This window comes from Marinomonas spartinae, from assembly GCF_016461715.1.
In the GTDB taxonomy this organism is placed as follows: domain Bacteria; phylum Pseudomonadota; class Gammaproteobacteria; order Pseudomonadales; family Marinomonadaceae; genus Marinomonas; species Marinomonas spartinae_A.
Genome location: NZ_JAEMUI010000018.1, coordinates 20,690 through 40,315 on the forward strand (window position 1 = coordinate 20,690; position 19,626 = coordinate 40,315).

Here is a 19,626-nt window from a genome sequence, read left to right on the forward strand (position 1 = left end):
ATTAGCCCTCCCTAGGGAAGAGCGGATCGTCCTAGTCAATAGGAGACACTCTTATGTTGATCATATTTTACGACGGCCTTTGCCCACTTTGCCTTGCGGAAATGCGTGAGTTAAAAAAACTCGATGTACACCATCGACTCACGCTGGAAAACATTCATCATGAGGACTTTACACAGCGGTATCCTCACATCGACCCCATTAAGGCAGATCGCATTCTTCATGGACAGCTAGGAAATGGCAAAGTCATTCAAGGGTTAGACGTTACTTGCATGGCATGGAGACTCGTGGGGAAACATCGATGGATGCAAATATTACGTTGGCCTGTGATTCGCCTATTTGCAGATCTTGGTTATCAAGGCTTTGCAAAATATCGCCATTCAATCTCTTCTTTTATTACGGGTAAACCTCGTTGCACTTCTTGTGACAAAGGCGAATGTGATCTATTGTGACAAAAATACATCCCCTCTTAAACTTTAGTGGAACATAAAGTACACTGGATTAGGATGCATTTGTCCGCTTATAATCACCGACAGTCAATCGCACAAGGAAAGTTGCAAAGCTTAGCGACGTGTTCGAACACGGCGCTCTTGTCTATGATAAGCCACGAATGCATCCCTCTCACATCATGTCTGTTATTAAGGAAAATACGTCATGTCATTTGATGCCCTCGTGATAGGAGCCAGTAGCCGTATCGCTCAAGCCGCTATAGAACAACTGTCTCATCAGAATGATTGCCGAATGGTTTATACCGTTAGCCAGTTTCCTCCTCGCTTTTTCAGTCGAAAAATCAGACCATTATTGTGTGACTATTCCCAAAAAAGCATAGAAGAGATTTGCCAGTACCTGCTGACCAATACCAAGAACCTAAGTAAGGTTCTTATCTGTAACGGTGTACTACATAACACGCAATACACTCCGGAGAAAAAGCTGGAAGACATTCAAAGTGAGCAATTAGCAGGTTTGTATAGGAGCAATGCTATCGTTCCTATGCTTTGGTTAAGTCGGCTGATTCAGATACTTAAAGGAGAAAAAGCCACACAGATAGCCCTGTTTAGCGCGCGGGTAGGTAGCATATCAGACAATAAAATGGGGGGCTGGTACGCTTACCGAGCTTCAAAAGCAGCACTAAATATGCTTATACAAACCAGTGCTATCGAGTATGCTAGACGTGCAAAGAATGTCAAACTGATTGCGTTTCATCCGGGAACAACCGATACCCCTTTATCCAAGCCCTTTCAGAAATCCGTGCCAGTAGGAAAACTCTTTACACCGGAATTTGTTGCACAAAGACTATTATCCATCATGGACAACGCCAAGATGGATAATCAGGCCAGTTTTATCGACTGGGATAATAAAAAAATCGAATGGTAACAACCTTCATTTCCGCATCATTAAGATAATCGCTAAATCATATCCAGACTGAGAAACAACCTTGGCGAATCCACCGATGCACTGGGTGACCGATGAACCACTCCTCTCCCCATAGCAGTAGGCCAAGTATTGCCTTTCATAAGGGCCACATCCCCAGCGTTTAATTGGTTGACTGTACCGAAAGAAGCCAATCCCGTATTTTTCTCAGTCCATTTAACCAAATGACCTAACTCGGCGCGGACCGCATGCGCATCATGAAGCCACTCAGAGCCCTGCCCTAAATAGGTGGTAATCAGCCGACACGGAATATTATCCACATGAAAGCGCGGACACATGGCTTTGGATAGCACGGCCAATCTCAGCCCCACCTCTGACAGGTCAAATAAACAGGCAAACATATCCATTAACGTACGCACATCTTTAATAAAGACCTCTTTATTGGTGTCGTCGGGTAGGATACGAATTAATAACTTTTCAATGCGCTCAGGCGCACCTTGGTCTTTAATATTCAGCTGCGGCGCGGAGGATATTAAGCTTGTACAGTAAGTATCAACCTCCTTAAGCGAGCGTTTCCATACCACCATATTGAACGAGTCTTGATAAATATCCCCAAAAACATCTGGCTCCTTCGATTTAACAACAGACAGTAATGTTCTACCAGCTTCCAACGATTCCAATGGTGCTTGCCGTGCCGTGTTCATATTGCTTTAAACCTATCTTGTATTTTGAAATGATATAACATTACAATAATAAAAAACAATTTGTCCATAAAAATGTAAAAAAGTCAGTAACCAGCAATTAAAATGCCGTCATAAAGACGGCAATTCATGCGTTCATTAGAGCCCTGTATACATGAACAAGACTGATCTACTTCAACAGAGGATCATCTTTAGGCAAGTGCTTTTGAATCCATAAAGCCAATTTGTGCTTCATGGCAGGAAGATTCTCTTTATCCGCTGGTAACCCAACCACAAGCTTATCCAGTACCAACAAGCGATAAATCGCCTCGACTTTTTCATTGGCTGACATAGTGGAAGAAAAACCAGCATAACCTCTTTTTAAAGCGTAGTTCTCTCCCACTTGTAATGCTCTCTTGCTCAGAGCCGCTTCATTCTTGATCTTCTTCATATGACGATCCTTTCTCAACATGGAAGGAGGAGAGAGCATTGGATCCCCTACCTGATATCTCAAGCAAGAGCCTCTATAAACAGCGTGACTCTCTCCATCATTTACTTTCAATAAGCATGAAAGCAATAAATACCTTAAAGAACAAGCTTCTACCTAGCTTTTTGCTTTATAAAGCCAAAAAGCTAGATAGAGAGGCCATTGACAGCTTTGAATCCCTAAGATGACTTGTTAACCACTTAAAAAAACAAGTAATCAAACTTTAATACTTTCAATTTAAGATATTTTTTATATTATTGTTCATTTTTACAATAAACAAAAACAACAAAATTTTACATTAAGAGATTTTTGCACATGGCCGTGTGAACTAAAACTCAATAAGTATGAGTTTAAACAATTGATTTATATAAATAAAAATCAAAAAACATTCTTTTTTTACTTTATTTAAAAAGTCTCTTTAGAGTATTTTCTTATACTTAAAAGGGCTTTATACGGCAAAAAAAGAAACAAAAGTTAACACTTCCACTGTTAAGGATCTTGCAATCTATGTTGTCATTTCTAAAAAAATCCCCCTTACCAAGGCAACTTGGCATCGCCACATTGCTCTTTGTTACGATCGTTTTTACCATCTTAGTGTTTATTATCAACGCCCAGCTTAATGAACACATAAATACCATTGTGACGAATCATGAGCAAAAAGAACTGGAACTGGTCAGTAAGCAATTAGAAGCAAAATACCATTCTCTAGAGGATCGCCTTCAACGCAATGGCGTACTTTTGGGCACAATGCTTGAAGCAGCAAGGATAAACGCAAACAAACCCGACACAATTAATGGCATGACGATTCCATCGCTGCAATTACATGGTGACACCATCAGCGGTCAAAGCCCTTTCATTCAGCAGTTCGCTCATTCTACCGAATTGGATACAAACCTCCTGATCAAGCAAAACAATCAATTTATTCGAATTGCCAGCTCATCAGCGAATTCTTCCCCTGTAGGTTCTTTATTAAATGAGAGTAATAAGGGCTACCAAGCGCTAGAAGACGGCGGACATTTTATTGGCGTAGACAGCATAAATGGCCAACAATACTTTGCCAATTACAACAAGGTTTCAGGGCAAAGCAATCTATATTACGAACTACTCATCCCGCTTAATGAGATAACTGATGGCTTAGCCAAGTCATTAAATACACTGACATTTGGCAAAAGTGGCTATATCTTTATCACACAAGCAGGTGACCACCCTGGCACATTTGTTCTTCATCCCAACAAACAAATGGTTGGAAAAAATATTTTTTCTGTTTTCCCAGGCCTTAAAACGACTTTCTCCCAAATGTATGAAAAAGATCGCGGTATCATTCATTACGACCTGAAAATCCCTGGGGTGACCACCATTCCTCGCCCCGCTCTTGCTCTGTTTGAAAGAGTCAAAGACTGGAACTGGGTAGTGGTGTTAAAGACCTACGACGATGAATATCAAGCAGAAATTAACGTGATCTTATGGGTTGTCAGCACCGCTTCCCTGATTTTTGGTCTTTTACTCGTACTATGCCTATGGCTATACATACGCCGTGCACTTAAACCGTTAAAAGAAATATCCAAAGGTTTACATGAATTAGGAACAGGCAATTTGGCTTTTCGCTTTCATGACACCTTGATTCCAGATTCTAATAATGAAATCGATTTATTGCGTAATGATACGATCCGTATGCGCGATAATTTGATTCGTCTCATTCAAAAAGTCCAGCATTCGAGCATGGAGCTCCTCCATTCCAGCCACGAAATTTCAAACGTCAATAAATCACTAACCAACAGCGCGAACTACAGCCAGGATGTCAGCATCCAAGTGGCCTCTGCTATTGTCCAGATCTCGACAGCCATAGAAGATGTCGCACACAATGCGACCGATGTCTCTAGCGAATCTGACAGCGTCCAAATCATTACACAAAACGGCAATGAGGCGATGCAACGCGTCGAAGAAACGGTTGGCAAGCTTTCTAATGCGTTTAGTCAAGCCTCAGAAACCATCGAGGATGTTGAAAAAAGCTCAACTGAAATTGGTAAGGTAGTCTCTGTTATCAATGAGATTGCCGAACAAACCAATTTACTGGCGCTGAACGCGGCTATTGAGGCCGCTCGCGCTGGTGAACAAGGGCGAGGCTTTGCCGTGGTTGCGGATGAAGTGCGAGTATTGGCACAACGTACGCAACAATCAACAGAAGAAATTCGCAAAGTGATTGATAAGCTACAACTGAACAGTCGTTCTGCTGTTAAAGAAATGGAACAAGGAAGAAACCAAGTTGACAATAGTGTCAGTCAAGTCCTAGAAACACGCAACATTTTGTCTCGTATACTGACATCGATGAAAAAAGTCTCGCTTGGAACAACAAATGTGGCCACAGCGACAGAGGAACAAAGCGTTGCTGCCACTCAAATTCGTCAGAATACAGAAACATTACGCGAAGCCTCAAGCAATACATTAATTCAAGCAGACACCTCACAGGGTCATAGCCAAAATATCCAACACATGGCCACTGACCTTCAAGAAGATCTCAAAGCCTTCACACTACCATAATACCACTATTGCCCACTCTATTTACCTAGAGTGGGCAACCCGAATCCACTTGATGCTCAATCCTAGCAAATAAATTCATTTATATGAATTCACCTTATTTAATTAAATATCATTGCCGTATACAAATCTATCACTATAATAACAAAGTATTACAAAATAAAACAAAGCAATAAAAAATTGCTGCTTTCATAACATATCGTTATAGAATTTCTTCCCTTTTAAATAACTCAACCACTATATCCCCTGAATTAAGGATCCATGAGATGCTCGCATTTTTCAAAAAATACCCGCTACCAAGGCAACTCGGTCTAGGGACACTCGCTTTTGTTATTATCATCTTCGTTGCTTTAACTTTTATCATCAACGTGCAACTAAAACAGCAAATCAATGACATCGTTATCAGTCATGAAAAAAAAGAAGTCGAGTTGGTCAGCAACCAACTTGAGGACAAGTACCACTTAATGCAACGCGTTATGATGCGCAACGGCGCTCTTCTTAATGATATGCTGGAACAGGTAACTGTCGACTCGAATACGCCACTCAGCATTAACGGCACTCAAACTCCCTCAATTAAGTTAAATAACCAAGTTATTAATGGAAATAGTCGTTTTATTCAACAGTTCGCCACATCGACAGAATCTGAAGTAAGTTTGCTAATCAAGCAAGGAGATCAGATCATTCGCGTTGCTAGCTCCATGAACAATGCCTTGGCTGCTGGTACTGATTTAGGAAACAATACAGAGGGGTACAAAGCCATCCAAAATAACTCCGATTATTTGGGGGTGGACACTCTCGGAAACACCTCCTACTTTACTTACTATAAGAAAGTATCGGGGCAGAGCAATCTCTATTACGAACTGCTTATTCCTATTCAAAACATCACATCCCCAATTGCTAATACACTAAATAAAATGGTGTTTGGCAAAACAGGGTATGTCTATGTCACGGCAGCTGGAAAGCATAAAGGGGACATTCTTATTCACCCGAGTAAGGCCTTAGTCGGGCAAAATATGCTGAGTCGTAATCCGCAACTCGCGAATACGTTTGAGAAACTCTATCAACAAAAGTCAGGCATCATCCACTACTCATTAAAAGTAGAAGGTCAAACCACCACCTCTCGCCCCGCAATTGCTCTCTTTAAACGAGTAAAAGGCTGGAACTGGGTAGTGGTGTTAAAAACTTATGACGATGAATATCAAGCCGAAATCAATAAAACCTTATGGATTGTCAGTTCTGTGTCGGCTGTATTTGGCTTGATGCTGGCAACCGTGTTATGGCTGTTTATTCGTCGCGCACTTTCGCCAATAAAAGAAATTTCTCAAGGCTTGCATGAATTAGGAAGAGGCAATTTGGCTTTTCGCTTTCATAATAAATTAAGCAAAGACTCCAATAATGAAATCGATTTATTGCGTAATGATACCATTCATATGCGTGACAGCTTGATTCATCTTATTCAAAAGGTTCAAGATTCTAGCATTGAGCTTCTCCACTCAAGCAATGCCATTTCTGACGTCAATAAAACATTAATCAATAGTGCAAACTACAGCCAAGACGTCAGCATTCAGGTGGCCTCTGCCATTGTTCAGATCTCGACCGCCATAGAAGACGTCGCACATAATGCTAACGATGTTTCGGCTGAATCAGACAAGGTTCAAAGCGTTACACAAAACGGCAATGAGGCGATGCAACGTGTTGAGGAAACCGTTGGTAAGCTTGCCAATGCGTTTACTCAGGCCTCAGAGACCATCGAAAATGTTGAAAAAAGCTCAACGGAAATCGGCAAAGTAGCCCTTGCTATCAATGAGATAGCCGAGCAAACCAATCTGCTGGCGCTGAATGCTGCCATTGAAGCAGCTCGTGCTGGTGAGCAAGGACGAGGCTTTGCCGTGGTCGCCGATGAAGTGAGAGTATTGGCACAACGTACACAACAATCCACAGAAGAAATTCGCAAAGTGATTGATGAGCTACAAATAAACAGCCGTTCTGCCGTGAAAGAAATGGAACAAGGGAGAAGCCAAGTAGATAATAGTGTCAACCAAGTATCTGAAACACGTAACATATTGTCTCACATACTCACATCGATGAAAAAAGTCTCTCTTGGTATCACCAATGTTGCCACAGCCACAGAGGAGCAAAGTGTTGCGGCGACACAAATTCGTCAGAATACAGAAACACTGCAAGAAGCTTCTGGCAGCACGTTAAAGCAAGCGGATGCGTCGCAAGATCACAGTAACAACATCCACCAATTGGCTAACGATCTTCAAGATGATCTCAAAGCCTTTAAACTAAAGTAAGATAAAAATATTAAGGAAGGTTGTAAAAGACCTTCCTTATGTTTCGTCCACAAATTATGGGCTTACTGTAGCATTCGATTCTAGCGAACATTGGCTATTTCCCATGGTCACAGTATCATACCTTGATCGCAAGGAATGATTATGCCGAATCCAAACAATTTAAAACACCGCCATTGTTATCTCTTCACAGGAAATACTTCGCAAATTTACGCGGCTTTTTCCTGCGTTTCCAATGGACAAGATTCAATCCTCATCTGTACCCACGATGAAGCACATTATCGCGACTTCAATCCACACGAAAACGCAGACATTCGTTTATTTAAACACATAAAGAATACCCTTGGGCAAACCTATGACGCCATATTAATTGATATAACACGGGGGATCTCTGCTAGTGTGATCGCCATATTAGCAGGTGCAGTAAGAGGCGATGGTACCTTTGCCATCGGCTTACCGGAAGAACCTGAACAAAATTGGCTAAACCAAGAAGACCAGGAAATGGCCCGCTATCTACCCTGGCCTTATCATCCTGATCAAATCGAGTCACACTTTAAACGCTATATTCTTAATCAGCTTATCCATCCACACAGCCCCTTCCAATACATCCGTCCCCAACAGATTGATAGACTTACACCGCCACAAAGCCATACAGTGGGTGCCCCCCAGCACGAAATCACTCTGACACAAGAACAAGAAGCCGCCCAAAAGTCATTATTAACCTCTTCCAACGAGACTCATGTATTGATCGCATCACGGGGTCGAGGCAAATCCACTCTGCTTGGAGACACCCTAGCCAAGTGGGTAAAAGCGGGAAAGAAAGTCGCCGTTACTGCTGCCACGCCAGACGCATTGGTTGCCCTTCGCAAACAATATGATGATCAATTCACCTCACTTAACGTGTCATCTGATCACAAAGAGATGGTGCCAGAGATGCCCTTTTATGCACCAGACACCCTGCTATTGATGGAAGATCAATGGGAACATCTGATTATTGATGAAGCCGCTCGTCTTCCCATTCCCGTACTAACCGCTCTGTTGGATAAGTCTAAGCAATGTGTATTTAGCACAACAGATTATGGCTATGAGGGGGCTGGGCGCGGCTTTGGCATTCGTTTCTGTCACACTTTAGAAACACCACGCCAAGGAAAATCAACGCCCTTAAAAAGGCTCTCTTTAACCCAACCGATTCGATGGGGGGAAAATGACCCACTTGAAAAATGGGTTAATGAGACATTTTTCTTATGCCCACCATTTGAGGCAACTCCCAACCTTTCGTCAACAAATACCACACCGCTTGTCACCACGTTACAAGGAAAAGCATGGCTACAGGAACCTGAGCATTTAAAAGTGACTTTTTCGCTATTAGTAAATGCTCACTATCAAACTTCGCCAGATAATATAAGATGGATGTTGGATGACCCAAGTGTCACCACATGGTTATCTCAATCAGGTTCCCCCAACAGAGCCGCTAAACCAGCGCAGACAGGGATCCCTACGATAACGACAAATCCTATGGTAATAAATAACCCCCAAGTAATGAGCAATATGACCATTAACAGTGTGGCAATTGTTACCGAAGAAGGTGAGCTTCCAGATGATCTAAGCCAAGCGGTGCTAGAAGGCTCCCGCCGCCCTAGAGGCCACCTTGTTCCTCAGTCATTAATGGCCCATGAGGGCTTCATCGAAGCGGGACGCTATCACTATTGGCGCATCAGCCGTATTGCCACTCAGCCTAATCTTCAAGGCCAAGGGCTAGCGAGCCATTTACTCAAACAAATAACAGAAGCTGCTCGAAGCAAAGTCGATTTTCTCTGTACCAGCTTTGCCGCCAGTCCTGATATCGTTGCGTTTTGGCAAAAAAATGGTTTTATCAGCGTGAGACTGGGTACGAGCAAAGACAAAGCCAGCGGCAGCTACTCTTTGATGATGGTCAAACCTCTTAACTCAATTGCCGAGCAACAAGCCAAACAGTGGTACAGTCTGTTTCTGAAGCGTTTCCAGACGAATTTACTGCTCTGCTATCAGGATTTATCCGCAGCGCTTATTATTCAACTTGTCCAATGGACTCTTCAGTCAACCTCACCTGCTAATGTATTAATAAGCGAACAGGATAAGCAGGATCTGCTCTTGTTTTGCCATACTCATCGCCCTTTTGATAGTGTTCGAGCGGCCCTTTATAGCGCGTTTTTTCAGTTAGCCTACCAAGGTAAACTCAAAGCACATTCATCATTCGATACTCTGTTGTTTGATGCCGTATTAGGTAGAACAACGCAGTCTCAATTGAAAGCAGCCAAACTGACAGGGCGGAAAGACCTTCACTTGGCTTTGAAACAGACACTCAAACAGGAAATATTTGCCCCTCATACAACTCAATCCTAGTTAAGCCTTGGTGTCCTCTTCTTGATCTGCCAGACAATCTTTCTTGATCTCTCGCCACTCGGGTTTAGATCGCAATAAAAATTGGCGGAAATCCACCCATAGCCATTATTTTATGTGTGAGTTTCCACTCTTAATATCGCCACCAGCTTTCGTCAAATTCTGGAAAAAACCTATTTATTCAATCAAATTCAATCACTTAGACAAAAAATTAAAGAGTTGGCATAGATTGTGTAAACACTAAGATAGCAACAATTAAATGTGCTTCACTCGTTTGGCTAAGATCAAGCGATAATAAAAATAATTATCTCGTTTTGGAGTTTTAAAATAATGAAAAAAATCAGTCTAGCCTTGACCACTCTCGCCCTTTCCTTTGCTACCAACGCCGCCTTTGCTGATTCTTCAGCCTGCGATCCTGGCGAGCGCGTTGTAAAATTCAGTCACGTAACAGGGGGAACAACTCACCCTAAAGTGGTGGCCGCGAATAATTTTGCTGCGCGTGTTAACAAAGAAATGAATGGCAGACTCTGTGTTGAAGTTTTTCCGAACTCAACATTATTTGGCGACTCAAAAGAATTAGAAGCCTTGCTTTTAGGCGATGTTCAATTGCTTGCCCCTTCTCTTTCTAAGTTTGGTTCTTACACACCTAAATATGGTGTATTCGACCTACCTTTCATCTTTAAAAACATGGACCAAGCTATCCGCTTTACTAACAGCCCTCAAGGTAAAGATCTGCTCTACGCCATGAAAGACAATGTTGGCTTCGTTGGTCTAGGTTACTGGATGTCAGGTATGAAATACTTCTCTGCCAACAAAAAACTGATCTTACCAAGCGATGCGAAAGGCCTAAAATTCCGTGTCCAAACCTCAGATGTAGCCAAAGCCATGATCGAAGCCATGGGCGCGTCACCACAAGCGATGGCGTTCTCCGAGGTCTACGGCGCACTGCAAACCGGTGTTGTGGATGGGCAGGAAAACACATGGTCTAACATTTACACCAAGAAATTCTACGAAGTGCAAGACAGCATCACAGAAACCGACCACCAATTGTTGGCTTACTTGTTCATGACGTCTCAAGACTTCTTAGACAGCTTATCCCCAGCGGATCGCAAACAGTTCCTGCAAATTGCGGATGAAGTAACACAGGAAGCGAACCAGTCTGTGAAAGCGAAAGAAGCTGAAAACCGCGCCAATATTTTAAAAGCCGGCGGCAAAATCAATACGTTGACACCAGAGCAGCGTCAAATTTGGGTTGAAACGATGAAACCGGTTTGGAAGAAATTCCAAAATGACATTGGTGAAAACCTAATTAATGCCGCAGCCAACTCATAAACCCTTTGTGTTATGCAGAATGTTGGCTCTATTGAGCCAACATTAGGGCCTTCCCTTCACAGTTTACCTATCTCTTATTCATATATAACGAGATTCGTCTTGCTGTGTCTGCGTTGTGCTTTTAGATAGACAGGTCCACTTGTTCAGGAGACCACCATGGCATACTACTGGCCACATTTATATTTATTATTTTTTATCGTCATCATTTGGGTGCTGGAAAAATGCTTTCCCAAAGCGATGGAACGCGCTGAAGAAAACCTATTAATCATCGTCATTTCTTCGATTATGGCAGTGTCTTTTGGTCAGGTGATTGCGCGCTACGGATTTAATACTGGCTGGGACGCCGCATTGGAATTCAATACCGTCGCATTTTCATGGTTGATTCTACTGGGTATGAGTTATGGCATTAAAACGGGTATCCATTTAGGGGTCGACATCGTAATAAACGCTGTACCTAAACCTGTTACCAAAGCCCTATCTCTATTTGGCGCATTTGCAGCCATTATGTACGGCTTAATCCTGTTAGATTCAACCTGGCTATCGATGTTAGGCATCGATGCTCGTGGTGGGGCTATCGAGTATTGGACGAAAATGTTCAAAATCGGTATTGGTACTGAAGAACTGCGTTACCCAGTCTTTATGCAAGAAATGTTTGACCTAAGACCCCGTGTTCAACGCTGGCTAGTGCTTATTATCTTGCCAATCAGTTTAGCCATGCTGTCGTATCGCTCGCTGCAGGCCTTTATCGATATTGCACGAGGAAAACGTGACATGTTGATCAGCGGCCACGAGGCGCAAGACCTCGTCAACGCCAACAAAGACTCTTTAAAAGACTAACGCAGGAGCTTTATTGTGGAATCTATTATTTTATTCGGTCTCGTACTGACCCTGCTGTTTATCGGCCTACCTGTTGGTATCTCGTTGGGCTTATCGTCCATCTTGTTTATTACCTTTTTCTCCCACGACTCCTTGTCGTCGGTAGCGATTTCTTTGTTTGGTGCGGGTCAACATTATACTCTGTTGGCCATCCCGTTTTTCATTCTCGCTTCGTCTTATATGTCAACTGGCGGTGTCGCAAAACGCTTGATTAACTTCGCCATTGCCAGCGTTGGACACTTCCGTGGCGGTTTGGCCATGGCATCCGTTTTGGCGTGTATGATGTTCGCAGCCTTGTCAGGCTCTTCCCCAGCCACTGTGGTTGCTATCGGCTCGATTGCCATTGTGGGGATGCGCCAAGTCGGTTACTCAAAAGAGTTCGCCTCTGGCATCATCGCTAACGCAGGCACATTAGGTATCCTAATCCCCCCTTCCATCGTAATGGTGGTGTACGCAGCAGCAACGGATGTATCCGTTGGTCGCATGTTCTTAGCAGGGGTGATTCCTGGCTTATTGGCTGGCGTAATGTTAATGCTCGCCATCTATGTGGTTGCCCGTATTAAAAACCTACCAGCAGAAGAATGGAAAGGCTTTGGTAATCTTATCCGTGGCGGTAAAGAAGCTGGCTGGGGATTATTTCTTGTCGTTATTATCATGGGTGGTATCTACGGTGGTGTGTTCACACCAACAGAAGCGGCAGTGGTAGCGGCCGTGTACTCGATTTTTATCGCCCTGTTTGTGTATCGTGATATGGGGCCATTAAAAGGCCAAACTTGGACAAATGATAACGACGCACCTCATGCTCGTGTTGGTTTTAACGGCACAGTGTATGGCGTGTCTTTCTTCCTTGTCTGGGAAATTTTGTCCTTCTTCGCCTTTGCGGACAGTAAAACCGTGACTGGTGGTGATCGCGCTCTTTGGGGTTGCGCCCTCTCGCTATTACTCGCGATCTTCTATGTCTACAAGCGCTCTTCCCATTTAAAGGAGTCCATAGTAACTTGTTTGCTTGCTGGCTTGCCTATTTGGGGGCGTAATCTTTCATTGATGCTACGAGGCTTTTTCCCTGCACTGTTTGGTGAAGAATCTCGCAAGGTGATGCTGGAAGGCACCAAAACCACCATCATGCTGATGTTTATCATCGCCAATGCCCTGTTGTTTGCTCATACCTTATCAGCAGAGCGTATTCCGCAAATGATCACAGAATGGATGTTAAGTGTCGGCTTTAACTGGTTCACTTTCTTGATTGCGGTGAATATTCTTCTGCTCATTGGTGGACAGTTTATGGAGCCATCTGGCTTGCTGGTCATTGTTGCCCCAGTTGTCTTCCCAATCGCGATGAAGCTAGGGGTGGATCCGATTCACCTTGGTATCATCATGGTCGTCAACATGGAAATCGGTATGATCACGCCACCGATTGGTCTAAACCTCTTTGTGACCTCAGGCATCACAGGCATGAGTTTAGCCCGCGTCGTAAAAGCCGCTACGCCTTTTATGTTGGTATTAATGGTGTTCTTGGTTCTGGTGACTTACATCCCAGAGCTTTCCACGGTTTTACCTTATAGCGTCATGGGGCCAGAGCTAGTGAAATAATAAAACGGTTTTAATGCATTAAAAAACGCCCAAATCGGGCGTTTTTTTTGTTCTTAACTCCATACAATGAAAATGCTAGAACATTGTGAAGTCAACGCGAGATGTAAAAGCCAACAAGCCAGTTTTAGTCGTCTTCGAAATGACCCGCTTTGGCAAATGGACCACCTTGAAAACGCACCGCCGGATCGTTCGAATCGATATTTTCTTCTAGGAGATAATCTTCCTTCTCAAACACCTCTGAAGAGTCTTTTGGCGTCCACCCTAGAAATTTTGCATGCTTGTTGTCCCACCAAGTGCTTGGGTTATCGGATACACCATACACAACAGTACAACCAAGGCGATCAGCAGCGTACACCTTTTTAATCAGCTCTGCTAAATCTCCCTCACTTAACCAAGTCGACAACATACGACGATTCAAAGGTTTCGGGAAGCATGAGCCGATACGCACCAAAGCCGACTCTATCGCAAATTTATCGAAGTAATATTGCGCTAATAACTCCCCAAAACCTTTCGAAACCCCATATAAACTGTCCGGTCTCATCTCGCTTTGCGCATCCAGCAACGTCTCTCTGTTATGGAAACCAATAACATGATTGGAGCTGGCAAAGAAAATGCGCTTAATCCCGTGCTTACGTGCCGCTTCGTAAAGGTTGTAGGCGCCTTTAATATTGCCATTGAGAATATTATCGAACGTATTTTCCGTGGACACACCACCAAAATGAACAATTCCGTCACAACCCTCGACTAACGCCATCACACTATCGTAATCAGCAAGGTCGCATTGCACAAAGGTTTCACCTGCCCCCAACTCGGTGACTGGGTTTAAATCCGACAACACGAATTCATCCGCCCAACCCGCCAGTTTTTTACGCATAGCAGTCCCTAAATTTCCGGCAGCGCCTGTTATTAAAACACGTTTCATGGACGACTCCTTAAAGCAAAATTCATCTAAAAAGGAGCGCGAAAATGGACCGCGTCCTCTCGTAAAAATGTAAAATTAACTGGTGATCCAATTAGGTAAAGCCAACGATACCGAAGGAATAAAGGTCACCAATAGCAGGGCAACCAGAATGGCGATGTAGAAAGGCCAAATCGTTTTCACGGCTCGTTGAATCGGCACTTGCCCAATAGCGCAACCAACAAATAAGCATCCCCCAACAGGTGGCGTACACAACCCCAACCCTAAATTCATCATTAGCATGACACCAAATTGAATCGGATCCATCCCCAAGCCTGTTGCCACAGGCAAAAAGATCGGCGTACAAATCAGAATTAAGGCCGCCATGTCCATAATCATGCCCAATATCAGCAAGATCAGATTCATTAATAGCAAAATAACAACGGGGTTACTGGAGACAGATGTTAGCGCATGTGCCAATACTTTGGGGACTTCATATAAGGCCAGCATATAACCAAATGCCCCAGCACAACCAACCAACACCATCACCATACCGGTGGTTCTAACAGAACGCACCACGGCCACCCAAAAGTCTTTTAGACTCAGAGAACGGTAGACTAATCCAGTAATGACAATGGCATAAATCGCCCCAATGGCCCCAGATTCAGTTACCGTGAAAATGCCGGATAAAGAGCCCCCCACGACAATAATCGCGGTGACTAACCCCGGAAAAGAAGCCAAGAAGGAGATGAAAATCACTTTCCAACCAGCAAACTCTTCCGTTGGAAAGTTCTTCCTAATTGAAATCCAACGTGCGGCATAGCCTAATAACAAACACATTAACACCCCAGGTACCACACCGGCCATGAACAGACTGGCCACCGAAATCCCACCACCTGCAGCGACCACGTATAAGATCATGTTATGGCTAGGGGGAATCAAAATACCCGCAATGGAGGACGTCACCGTCACGTTCACCGCGTAATCGTCGTCGTAGCCTTTTTCTTTCATCACAGGAATCAATAACGATCCCAACGCCGAGGTATCCGCCACCGCAGAGCCAGAGATACCACCAAACAGCATACTAGCAAACACGTTAACCTGGCCTAAGCCGCCACGCATCCATCCCACACTAGCGGATGCTAGACGAATCAGTCGTGCAGCAATGCCCCCATGCAGCATCAACTCACCGGCAAAAATAAAAAAGGGAATCGCTAACAATGAGAAGGATGACATACCAGAGATAATTCGCTGAAAGCCAATCATCATTGGAATACCTTCATACCAAAAGGCTCCTAGGGCCGCCATGCCTAACGCAAAAGCAACGGGTACGCCAATAATTGTTAAGAGGCCAAATCCTCCCAATAACAATGCTAAGCCCATATTATTGGCCTCCATTAACAATAGCCGATTGACTAACAAACAATTTTTGAATACCAACCAAGATACGGTATAGAGAAAAAACAAAGATAAGGCCGCCCGCTACCATAACAGGGGCATAACGAAGGCCATCGGGAATACCTAATAAGGGAATTAATCGGTACCAACCAAACGTCATCAACTCTTGGCAATAATACAGCATGGCCGCACCGAACACGGCAAGGCAGGTATCAATCAATATATCAATCAAACGATTGGCCTTTTCTGGCAACAGTAAAGAGACCATATCAACACTAAGATGCGTTCTTTCATGGATCCCGACAGCAGCCCCCAAAAAGGTAATGGTGATGATCAATAGCATGGCCATTTGTTCCACCCAAGTAGGCGTGTTGTTTAATACGTATCGACCATAGACAAGCCATCCAAACGACACCACCAGTACAATCATACATAGGCCAGAGATCGTCATGGCTAAAAAAGCAAGTGCGTCCAAAAAACGCTTAACAAAAGAGGCCTTAATTGAAGCAGTCATCACATTACTCTTCTACAAAATCAATGATCACCACTGACCGGTAAAAGACAGTGGCACCCAACATTGAGAAGCCTTTACCAGTGATACCGAGTAAAGGCTTCAATAGCTTAAGGTGTTTCTTGAATTTGTTTAATTAGAGGAATGAGAGCGGGGGTGGCTTTTTCTGCTTCAGCGTAGACAGGCTTCATCTTCGCCTGGAAAGCGGCTTTGTCTTTTATCTCATTGACAATCACACCCGCCTTAAGCAATTTGGCACGGCTTTCCTGTACCCGCTCTGCCCACAATTTACGTTCGAGCAGAGCACTGTCTTGGGCAGCTTTCCTCACCGCCTTTTGATCCGCTGGCGACAAGCTATTCCACGCGGCTTTGCTCACGGCTAATACTTCAGGAAGAATCAGATGCTGCGTTAAAGAATAATATTTAGCCACTTCATAGTGATTGCTCGAATCATAAGAAGGCCAGTTATTTTCTGCGCCGTCTACAACACCCGTTTTCAAGGCCTGATAGACTTCAGAGTACGCCATGGGTGTCGCGTTCCCCCCCAACTCTTTGACCATGTCGACATACAATTCGTTGTTCATGACACGAAATTTCATGCCCTTCATATCGGCAGGCTTCGTGATCGGATGTTTAGTGTTGTAAAAAGAACGAGAGCCGGAGCCATACCATGCCAAGGCAATAATCCCCTGTTTTGCCATGGCTTTCGCCAACTCTTTCCCTACAGGACCATCCATTACACGAAACATGTGGGATTCATTTTTGAAAATAAAAGGCAATGACACCACGTTGACTTCTGGCACCATGGTACCAATTGGCCCAAGGTTAAACTCAGCAAATTGAATGCCGTTTACTTGCAGCATTTGGATCGCATCATTTTGATCCCCCAAGATGCCACCGTTATATACACGCCCAGAAACGCGTCCGTCCGTCGCCTTCTCAACATGCTTCATAAAAGATTCAATCCCCACCGTGACGGGATAACCAGCCGGGTGAATATTCCAACCTTTCCAATCAGCATGAGCTAATGGCGCCATGGTAAAAGTCGCGGCAATGGAGCCAGTTAACACCAATGCTGAAGCCAGTTTTTTAATGGAACATTTTTTTATCATTATTTTATCCCCTAATATGTCGTTGATAACGAGCTTATCCAAAAAGCGAGTTTGTCATACAAGCACAGGTCTTTTTAACACAAAAGTAATTCATCATACAACAGTCATCATATGTTTTATTTTACTAAAAAGGTGAAGTCTGTCCTCACACCTCTAGAACAATAGAAGTAATAGCGAAAAATAGCTGAATTTAACCGACGGGGGTTAACAGTGGTTTTTGACTAAAATGGGCCGCCAAATTGTCCACCACCAGCTGTGCCATAGCCGCTCGGGTTTCATGGGTACCACTCGCGCAATGGGGCTGTAGAACCACATTGTCTAATGTGAATAAGGCTTCTGGGACGTTTGGCTCATCAACAAAGACGTCTAATCCCGCCCCTTTAATCCCACCTGCTTCGAGAAGTGCGACCAAAGCCTGCTCATCGACCACCGAACCACGAGCAATATTGATAAAATAGCCATGCTCACCTAACGCCTCTAGCACTTCTCGGGTAATCATACCTTGTGTTTCGGAACCACCAGGAACGGCGGCGACCAAAATATCCACATTGTTCGCCATCTCCTTTAGATTCGAAAAGTATGGGTAACTCACATCAGCTTGCGGACGCCGGCCAAAGTAACCAATTTCCATGCCAAAGCTTTCTGCTCGTTTCGCAATGGCTTTACCAATTCGTCCAAGACCGATAATCCCCATACGCTTGCCTTCGATCCTAGTATTAAGCTGGATCGGACCATCTTGTTGCCATTTCCTTTGACGAACCCAGTCCATACCTGGCACCAGACGGCGTACCGTAGCAAGCGTTAACATCAAGGCCATATCGGCAACATCATTGGTCAAGACATCCGGCGTATTGGTTACTGCCACGCCTCGCTTGATACACTTCTCAACACAAATAGAATCAAAGCCAACGCTGCCGCAGGCAACGATTTCGAGTTTAGGGAGCTGGTCCAACAACGACTCAGAAAAACCACCGCCTCCCGTTGTCATAACCGCACGAATGGCTTCTCCATGGGCTTTGATTATCTGCTGTTTACCAGCTTGATCCGCTAAGTCATAACGATGTAATTGATAACGTTCTGCTAGCACTGCCATTTGAGTTGGGTAGCCAGGTGCCACAACCAATACTTCTATTTTCCCCATAGTAACCTCCTGTTTCGTTCAGCCATAAAAGTACGATGTTAACCGCCAGTCATGGCAATAATCATAGGGATACAAACCACGATCACCACTGACGAGAAGACAGTAGAGGTGGCAATCGCATTGGCGGTCGACTTGCCATCATCGCCTTTTGCCACCGCCGTCACATAAGCGGATGCCGCCGTTGGCGCAGCCAAAAAGACAAACAAAAACAGTAACTCTTTTTGCGAAAAACCAAAGAGAAAAGCCACCAAGGTAAACAACGCTGGGCTAATGATCACCTTACAGGCTAAAGCAATCGGAAAACGTTTTGGTAACGCCCAGCCACTGGTCACCAGTGCACCCCCAATACAAATTAGAGCCAAAGGCAAAGAAAGGTTACCCACTAAATGTGCCGTTTTGAGAATAAACAAAGGCAGCTTTAAGCCCATAAGATTCGCAACCGTTCCCAAAACAATCGCAAGAATCAGCGGGTTCTTTACGAGGCTTTTCAACAATGGAACCAGATGCAAATGCCCTTTGCTATAGCGCGTCAAAATCACTTCTGCCAGCACATTAAACAGCAGAATACTCAGACCCGCCATAATACCGCCTATCGCCACACCCTCTTGACCAAACATATTCACAACAAGAGCGAGACTAAAAATGCCACAATTGCCACGAAAGGCAATTTGCACAAATACCCCTCGCTGTATAGAAGGCAAATCAAGCCTTACCGCGAGAAACCAGGCAAATAAAAAGGTAAGAACGATCGACGAGGCAAAATAAAGGGCAAAATCCAAACTGATCAAGCCACTTAAATTATTCGACAGCATGCCTAAAAACAGCAAGGTCGGCATAGCCACTTTAAAAACAAAACGTGAGCTAATGAGAATAAAATCATCGTTTAATAAACGAATCCGCCGCAAAAAAGCGCCGACAGCAATCATTAATAAAACAGGGGCCGCCACCTCTAAAATAACGCTTTTAGTCTCTAGTAACATATTTCTCTCAATAAAGGGCATGCATTTCAATGCATGCCCTATCAG

16 protein-coding genes are annotated in these 19,626 nt (G+C 44.0%); 8 read left to right on the forward strand and 8 right to left on the reverse strand.

The genetic code is table 11. The annotated features are described in order from the left end of the window. The first annotated feature begins 53 nt into the window (after positions 1 to 53). Positions 54 to 449 carry a thiol-disulfide oxidoreductase DCC family protein gene (locus JHD45_RS15970; protein ID WP_199477517.1) on the forward strand — a complete coding sequence of 132 codons (396 nt, stop codon included), beginning with the start codon at positions 54 to 56 and terminating at the stop codon, positions 447 to 449. 202 nt (positions 450 to 651) lie between these two features. Beyond that, positions 652 to 1,371, forward strand: a complete 720-nt coding sequence (locus JHD45_RS15975; RefSeq protein WP_199477518.1) for an SDR family NAD(P)-dependent oxidoreductase — start codon at positions 652 to 654, stop codon at positions 1,369 to 1,371. A 32-nt stretch (positions 1,372 to 1,403) separates the two neighbouring features. Here JHD45_RS15975 and JHD45_RS15980 read toward each other — a convergent pair whose 3' ends face one another. Both JHD45_RS15980 and JHD45_RS15985 read right to left on the reverse strand, forming a co-directional pair. Next, complete coding sequence (locus JHD45_RS15980) at positions 1,404 to 2,072, reverse strand: DUF1826 domain-containing protein (RefSeq protein ID WP_199477519.1); 669 nt, start codon at positions 2,070 to 2,072, stop codon at positions 1,404 to 1,406. 166 nt (positions 2,073 to 2,238) lie between these two features. Further along, the gene (locus JHD45_RS15985; protein ID WP_199477520.1) at positions 2,239 to 2,499 is read right to left on the reverse strand and encodes a DUF5062 family protein; all 261 of its coding nucleotides are present in this window, start codon (positions 2,497 to 2,499) and stop codon (positions 2,239 to 2,241) included. Positions 2,500 to 3,042: 543 nt separating this feature from the next. Between JHD45_RS15985 and JHD45_RS15990 the strand changes: the two genes are divergently transcribed. The 6 genes from JHD45_RS15990 (at position 3,043) to JHD45_RS16015 (ending at position 13,541) form a co-directional block, all read left to right on the forward strand. Beyond that, the gene (locus JHD45_RS15990) at positions 3,043 to 5,073 is read left to right on the forward strand and encodes a methyl-accepting chemotaxis protein (protein ID WP_199477521.1); all 2,031 of its coding nucleotides are present in this window, start codon (positions 3,043 to 3,045) and stop codon (positions 5,071 to 5,073) included. A gap of 263 nt (positions 5,074 to 5,336) precedes the next feature. Next, complete coding sequence (locus tag JHD45_RS15995) at positions 5,337 to 7,367, forward strand: methyl-accepting chemotaxis protein (protein ID WP_199477522.1); 2,031 nt, start codon at positions 5,337 to 5,339, stop codon at positions 7,365 to 7,367. A gap of 141 nt (positions 7,368 to 7,508) precedes the next feature. Then, the gene (locus JHD45_RS16000) at positions 7,509 to 9,746 is read left to right on the forward strand and encodes a GNAT family N-acetyltransferase (RefSeq protein WP_199477523.1); all 2,238 of its coding nucleotides are present in this window, start codon (positions 7,509 to 7,511) and stop codon (positions 9,744 to 9,746) included. 327 nt (positions 9,747 to 10,073) lie between these two features. Continuing rightward, positions 10,074 to 11,075, forward strand: coding sequence for a TRAP transporter substrate-binding protein (locus tag JHD45_RS16005; RefSeq protein WP_199477524.1), 1,002 nt, complete (start codon positions 10,074 to 10,076; stop codon positions 11,073 to 11,075). Between the two features lie 156 nt (positions 11,076 to 11,231). Then, the gene (locus JHD45_RS16010; protein WP_199477525.1) at positions 11,232 to 11,912 is read left to right on the forward strand and encodes a TRAP transporter small permease; all 681 of its coding nucleotides are present in this window, start codon (positions 11,232 to 11,234) and stop codon (positions 11,910 to 11,912) included. Positions 11,913 to 11,927: 15 nt separating this feature from the next. After that, the gene (locus JHD45_RS16015) at positions 11,928 to 13,541 is read left to right on the forward strand and encodes a TRAP transporter large permease (RefSeq protein WP_199477526.1); all 1,614 of its coding nucleotides are present in this window, start codon (positions 11,928 to 11,930) and stop codon (positions 13,539 to 13,541) included. Positions 13,542 to 13,665: 124 nt separating this feature from the next. On the opposite strand, the gene JHD45_RS16020 is transcribed toward JHD45_RS16015, so the two are convergent. From JHD45_RS16020 to JHD45_RS16045, 6 genes are all read right to left on the reverse strand, one after another. Further along, positions 13,666 to 14,463 (reverse strand): NAD-dependent epimerase/dehydratase family protein, encoded by a 798-nt coding sequence (locus JHD45_RS16020; RefSeq protein ID WP_199477527.1) that lies wholly within the window; start codon positions 14,461 to 14,463, stop codon positions 13,666 to 13,668. 75 nt (positions 14,464 to 14,538) lie between these two features. Continuing rightward, complete coding sequence (locus JHD45_RS16025; protein WP_199477528.1) at positions 14,539 to 15,822, reverse strand: TRAP transporter large permease; 1,284 nt, start codon at positions 15,820 to 15,822, stop codon at positions 14,539 to 14,541. A 1-nt stretch (position 15,823) separates the two neighbouring features. Then, positions 15,824 to 16,351, reverse strand: coding sequence for a TRAP transporter small permease (locus JHD45_RS16030; RefSeq protein ID WP_199477529.1), 528 nt, complete (start codon positions 16,349 to 16,351; stop codon positions 15,824 to 15,826). A 107-nt stretch (positions 16,352 to 16,458) separates the two neighbouring features. Then, a complete protein-coding gene (locus tag JHD45_RS16035) occupies positions 16,459 to 17,460 on the reverse strand; it encodes a TRAP transporter substrate-binding protein (protein WP_199477530.1) in 1,002 nt (333 codons plus the stop codon). Between the two features lie 190 nt (positions 17,461 to 17,650). Next, positions 17,651 to 18,601, reverse strand: coding sequence for a 2-hydroxyacid dehydrogenase (locus JHD45_RS16040; protein ID WP_199477531.1), 951 nt, complete (start codon positions 18,599 to 18,601; stop codon positions 17,651 to 17,653). Between the two features lie 38 nt (positions 18,602 to 18,639). Next, on the reverse strand, positions 18,640 to 19,581 hold the full coding sequence (locus tag JHD45_RS16045; protein ID WP_199477532.1) for an AEC family transporter: 942 nt from the start codon (positions 19,579 to 19,581) through the stop codon (positions 18,640 to 18,642). Positions 19,582 to 19,626 lie beyond the last annotated feature (45 nt).

What these genes read in the sequence shown, in the direction of transcription:
- JHD45_RS15970 (WP_199477517.1), top strand. Translation starts at nt 54, where the DNA reads ATGTTGATCATATTTTACGACGGCCTTTGCCCACTTTGCCTTGCGGAA.
- JHD45_RS15975 (WP_199477518.1), top strand. Translation starts at nt 652, where the DNA reads ATGTCATTTGATGCCCTCGTGATAGGAGCCAGTAGCCGTATCGCTCAA.
- JHD45_RS15980 (WP_199477519.1), bottom strand. Translation starts at nt 2,072, where the DNA reads ATGAACACGGCACGGCAAGCACCATTGGAATCGTTGGAAGCTGGTAGA.
- JHD45_RS15985 (WP_199477520.1), bottom strand. Translation starts at nt 2,499, where the DNA reads ATGAAGAAGATCAAGAATGAAGCGGCTCTGAGCAAGAGAGCATTACAA.
- JHD45_RS15990 (WP_199477521.1), top strand. Translation starts at nt 3,043, where the DNA reads ATGTTGTCATTTCTAAAAAAATCCCCCTTACCAAGGCAACTTGGCATC.
- JHD45_RS15995 (WP_199477522.1), top strand. Translation starts at nt 5,337, where the DNA reads ATGCTCGCATTTTTCAAAAAATACCCGCTACCAAGGCAACTCGGTCTA.
- JHD45_RS16000 (WP_199477523.1), top strand. Translation starts at nt 7,509, where the DNA reads ATGCCGAATCCAAACAATTTAAAACACCGCCATTGTTATCTCTTCACA.
- JHD45_RS16005 (WP_199477524.1), top strand. Translation starts at nt 10,074, where the DNA reads ATGAAAAAAATCAGTCTAGCCTTGACCACTCTCGCCCTTTCCTTTGCT.
- JHD45_RS16010 (WP_199477525.1), top strand. Translation starts at nt 11,232, where the DNA reads ATGGCATACTACTGGCCACATTTATATTTATTATTTTTTATCGTCATC.
- JHD45_RS16020 (WP_199477527.1), bottom strand. Translation starts at nt 14,463, where the DNA reads ATGAAACGTGTTTTAATAACAGGCGCTGCCGGAAATTTAGGGACTGCT.
- JHD45_RS16025 (WP_199477528.1), bottom strand. Translation starts at nt 15,822, where the DNA reads ATGGGCTTAGCATTGTTATTGGGAGGATTTGGCCTCTTAACAATTATT.
- JHD45_RS16030 (WP_199477529.1), bottom strand. Translation starts at nt 16,351, where the DNA reads ATGACTGCTTCAATTAAGGCCTCTTTTGTTAAGCGTTTTTTGGACGCA.
- JHD45_RS16035 (WP_199477530.1), bottom strand. Translation starts at nt 17,460, where the DNA reads ATGATAAAAAAATGTTCCATTAAAAAACTGGCTTCAGCATTGGTGTTA.
- JHD45_RS16040 (WP_199477531.1), bottom strand. Translation starts at nt 18,601, where the DNA reads ATGGGGAAAATAGAAGTATTGGTTGTGGCACCTGGCTACCCAACTCAA.
- JHD45_RS16045 (WP_199477532.1), bottom strand. Translation starts at nt 19,581, where the DNA reads ATGTTACTAGAGACTAAAAGCGTTATTTTAGAGGTGGCGGCCCCTGTT.